Annotated in this window: 5 protein-coding genes; 4 read left to right on the plus strand and 1 reads right to left on the minus strand. The window is 41.2% G+C overall.

The genetic code is table 11. The annotated features are described in order from the left end of the window. Positions 1 to 105 precede the first annotated feature (105 nt). The 4 genes from CDZ78_RS15070 (at position 106) to CDZ78_RS15085 (ending at position 2808) form a co-directional block, all read left to right on the plus strand. On the plus strand, positions 106 to 879 hold the full coding sequence (locus CDZ78_RS15070) for an AMP-binding protein (RefSeq protein WP_280175591.1): 774 nt from the start codon (positions 106 to 108) through the stop codon (positions 877 to 879). A 160-nt stretch (positions 880 to 1039) separates the two neighbouring features. Beyond that, positions 1040 to 2203, plus strand: a complete 1164-nt coding sequence (locus CDZ78_RS15075; protein WP_087870747.1) for an acyl-CoA dehydrogenase family protein — start codon at positions 1040 to 1042, stop codon at positions 2201 to 2203. Beyond that, positions 2190 to 2429 carry a type II toxin-antitoxin system Phd/YefM family antitoxin gene (locus CDZ78_RS15080; protein WP_087870748.1) on the plus strand — a complete coding sequence of 80 codons (240 nt, stop codon included), beginning with the start codon at positions 2190 to 2192 and terminating at the stop codon, positions 2427 to 2429. Before CDZ78_RS15075 ends, CDZ78_RS15080 begins: the two co-directional genes overlap by 14 nt. After that, positions 2413 to 2808, plus strand: coding sequence for a type II toxin-antitoxin system VapC family toxin (locus CDZ78_RS15085; protein ID WP_087870749.1), 396 nt, complete (start codon positions 2413 to 2415; stop codon positions 2806 to 2808). Before CDZ78_RS15080 ends, CDZ78_RS15085 begins: the two co-directional genes overlap by 17 nt. 242 nt (positions 2809 to 3050) lie before the next feature. On the opposite strand, the gene CDZ78_RS15090 is transcribed toward CDZ78_RS15085, so the two are convergent. Further along, positions 3051 to 3767 (minus strand): ISAzo13 family transposase (locus CDZ78_RS15090; RefSeq protein ID WP_140414094.1); only part of this gene is annotated, 717 nt, incomplete at its 5' end.

Consider the following 3767-nt stretch of genomic DNA (forward strand, 5'->3'; position numbering starts at 1 on the left):
TTTTTTATAAGGAAATGACATAAGACAACCACTGAGTAATAAATTAAGATAACCTTAATTTAGGGGAGATATTTCATTATTCAAGCTTGGCTGCTTCAGGAAGTTATTTCGTGCACATTCCTAAGTGAGCATAAAATCACAACCTGGTATACCGTTCCTTCTTTATTAAGCTTTATTGCACTTAAAGGCGCCCTGGAAACTACCAACTTAAGCCATTTAAAGCGTTTGTTATTTGCCGGTGAAGTTTTTCCTACTGCGCACTTAATCAAACTGGCTGAATTATTAACTGACACGGATCTGTATAATTTATATGGTCCTACCGAGACTAATGTCTGCTGTTATTGGCAAGTAGACCGTAAATGTTTACAAGCAGGCCAGACAATTCCCATCGGCCATGCGGCTGGAAATGCGAAATTAACTATTGATGCTGAAACAGGAGAGTTAGCGGTCAATAGTCTTAATAACTTTTCCGGCTATTGGCAACAAGGTAAACTACAGCCTCTTAATACCGACTATTACTCTACCGGGGATAAAGCATCCATAAATCAAGCAGGTGAATACCTGTATCATGGACGCCTGGACCGCATGTTAAAGTGCTCTGGCTATCGTGTTGAACCAGCTGAAATCGAACAATGTATTAATCAACTGGATAACATTCAGAGTTGTGCCGTAGTGGGCATTAAAGACCTGACTAGCGGACAACGGCCTGCTGCCGCGCTAGCATTAAAAAACGATGCCAACCTGGCAGACACAATTAAACCCTTACGCCAGTCGCTCGCACCCTATATGCAACCCTGTAAATTTATTGTGCTAGATGCTTTACCTAGCCTATCTAATGGAAAAACTGACTATCAGGCGGTACAAAGCTTGTTTAAGTAAGATGATAATGAGCGGACTTTAGTCCGCTGGTACTGTAAACTCTGTCTTGGGGAGTAGGCTTTAGCCTACACAAATAACGGCACATGTAGGCTAAAGCCTACTCCCCTTTTTTCTTGCACTTTGACTCTTGCGGACTTAAGTCCGCTCTACATGTACTCTCATGACTCAATACCAGCAACTTCCTCCTAGCGGTGATATTCACGCATCAAAACAGCGCTTACAATATTGCGCTCAAGAGAATCTACTAAAACATGCCATCAGCACTCAACTGGGGGGGCATGGTGATGGTTTTCAAGACCTGGTTAAAGCCCACTTAATATTAGGTAAACTTTGTCTGGATACTGGCTTAATCTTATCTATCAATGCACACCTTTGGGGCTCAGTCTTTCCGCTCATATTGTATGGCTCTGAACAGCAAAAACAAAGCTGGCTACCTGCGCTGTTATCAGCTGAATTAATCGGCGGTCATGCGATTACAGAACCGCAAACGGGTTCTGATATTAATGCTATCGAAACTCGCGCAATATCGACAGAGGCAGGCTTTGTATTAAACGGGCACAAACGTTTTATCACTAATACACCTATCGCTGATGTTTTACTTATTTACGCTAAATTAGAGGGTAAACTCTCAGCATTTCTAGTCAAACAAACAGACAGCGGTGCAAATTTCACTAACAGCCCAAATGTTACTGGCTGTTCTAGCGCGACTATGGGCGATATTATCCTGCAAGACTGCCTGATTCCCTTAGACCGTCAACTGGGTAAAACCGGGGCAGGTGGCATGATGATTCAGAGCGCACTGGAACTGGAACGCGCATTTATTTTTGCCGGAATTACCGGCATTATGCAATGGCAACTGGAACAAGTAATACAGTACTCCCGGAATCGTCAGAGCAACGGCACTCACTTAGGAGCCAATCAAGCGATCAGCCACAAAATTGCCGAGATGAAGTGCCGCCTGGAAACCTGTTTATTATGGGCTAATGAGTGTGCCAGATTAAAAGGTGCGGGCAGGCGCATTAGTTTAGCCAGTGCCCAGGCCAAACTCTACTCCAGCGAAGCTTTTTTACAATCGAGCCTGGATGCAGCACAAATAATGGGGGCTAATGGTTTAATTGCTGAAAACAAGATGACCACACTAGTGCAAGACGCGATGGCTAGCCGCTTATTTTCAGGTTCATCTGAAATATTATTGCTGCATTGTGTGGTACTGGGACGGGGTTTAATAGCCAGATATAAAAGTAACGATTGCTATCCAGCAGACATTGCTTATAATTGTACATATTACATGTACAAAACAGGGGTTAATTATGCTACAAGTTAAAGTAACTGACCTAAGGGCTAACTTACCTGATTTTTTGAAAAAAGTGAGTCACGGCGAGCAAATTCAGATTACCAGTCACGGAAGAACCATTGCTAGACTGGTTCCTGAAGCTGACTCAGTGCAAGCGGCTCAATATAGACTTGATGAACTTCGCGGCACTGTGATTGTTGGCGATATTATGGAGCCTCTGGAAAACGAATGGAGTGCCGATGCTGACAATTTGTGACACACATATTTTGATTTTTTGGCAAGATAATCCAAAGCGGCTATCGACAAAAGCAAGCTTAATACTAGAAAAAGCATTAGCAACTAAATCCCTGGCATGTTCTGATATTTCATTTTGGGAAATTGCTATGTTATTCAAGTCCGGACGATTAAGAAATGACATTCCTGCCGAACAATATATGAACGATATAATTTTGACTATGTCACTGACAGTTTTGCCAGTAACACCTGAAATTGCTGCTTTGTCGCAGCAAGATATATTTATTCATAAAGACCCTGCTGACCGCTTAATCGCATCAACTGCAATAATTCATAACTCACCTCTAATTACAGCGGACTCAAAATTACAGGATATTAATCAATTAAGCATAATCTGGTAATTTTTTGTCTTCTCAGCTGGAGTGCAATAGCTTTAGCTATTGCTGTTACAAGAAAAAAGCTAAAGCTTTTTTACTCCTGAATCCCTCTCCGCAATAACTCAGAATTTTTTTTGAATACTTACCCAAACACTCAAGGATAAACCATGTTCCTACGCGCCCTATTAGCTTTCTTACTGGTTCCTGTCGTTGTCGCTGGAATTGTGCCTTTTAGGAATAAGCACGAAACAACTTCCCGATATTAATTATTCTTGAGGAATTGCACGGTAATTCCATTTTGGTAAATGTGTATCAAATATAATCGGCATTATTTCTTTGAAGTCAGCGGCATATTTTCGTCCTGTCTCGTATATTTTGTCGAGTATGTGAACAATTGTTGTTAGTCCTTTTGACGTTGATGTTCTAGAAATCAATGTTTTAACTGTTTCAACCGAGTCAAATACAACACCTTCACAAGCACGAGTCACATGAGGAAAAAAACGATGTTCAATGGGATTATACTTGGAGGTATAAGGAGGATAGTGGGCAATCCTAATTTCCAATCCAAGTGCATTCGCAGTCTTTTGTAAATCTTCTTTAAAAATGTAGTGCCGTGAGCTGTTACTCCCTCCACCATCGCAAAGGATCAACAATGATTTTGCTTTAGGATAATGAATAATACCCTCGTTTACCCACCATTGAAATAAGCTATCACAGGCAAATTCACTGGTATCATGACTCGTTCCAAGCGTGATATATCCTGTGTTTCGTTTGAGGTCATAAAACCCATGAGGAATAACACTGCCTGTTGCAGAGCTAGGGAAATCATGATCATTCGTTTGAATGGCTGCTTGTGTATAGAGCGATCCATTACGATAAAAAGTACCCAATAACTCTTTCTTTTTGGTATCCATACTAATAACAGGGTTTCCCGCATCCAGGTAGTCCTGCTTCAATTGGGTAATATTTTCAAATTGAGCATT

The organism is Bathymodiolus platifrons methanotrophic gill symbiont, assembly GCF_002189065.1.
Lineage (GTDB): Bacteria > Pseudomonadota > Gammaproteobacteria > Methylococcales > Methylomonadaceae > Methyloprofundus.

Coding starts and splice junctions, on each gene's coding strand:
- CDZ78_RS15075 (WP_087870747.1), top strand. CDS start 1,040: ATGACTCAATACCAGCAACTTCCTCCTAGCGGTGATATTCACGCATCA.
- CDZ78_RS15080 (WP_087870748.1), top strand. CDS start 2,190: ATGCTACAAGTTAAAGTAACTGACCTAAGGGCTAACTTACCTGATTTT.
- CDZ78_RS15085 (WP_087870749.1), top strand. CDS start 2,413: ATGCTGACAATTTGTGACACACATATTTTGATTTTTTGGCAAGATAAT.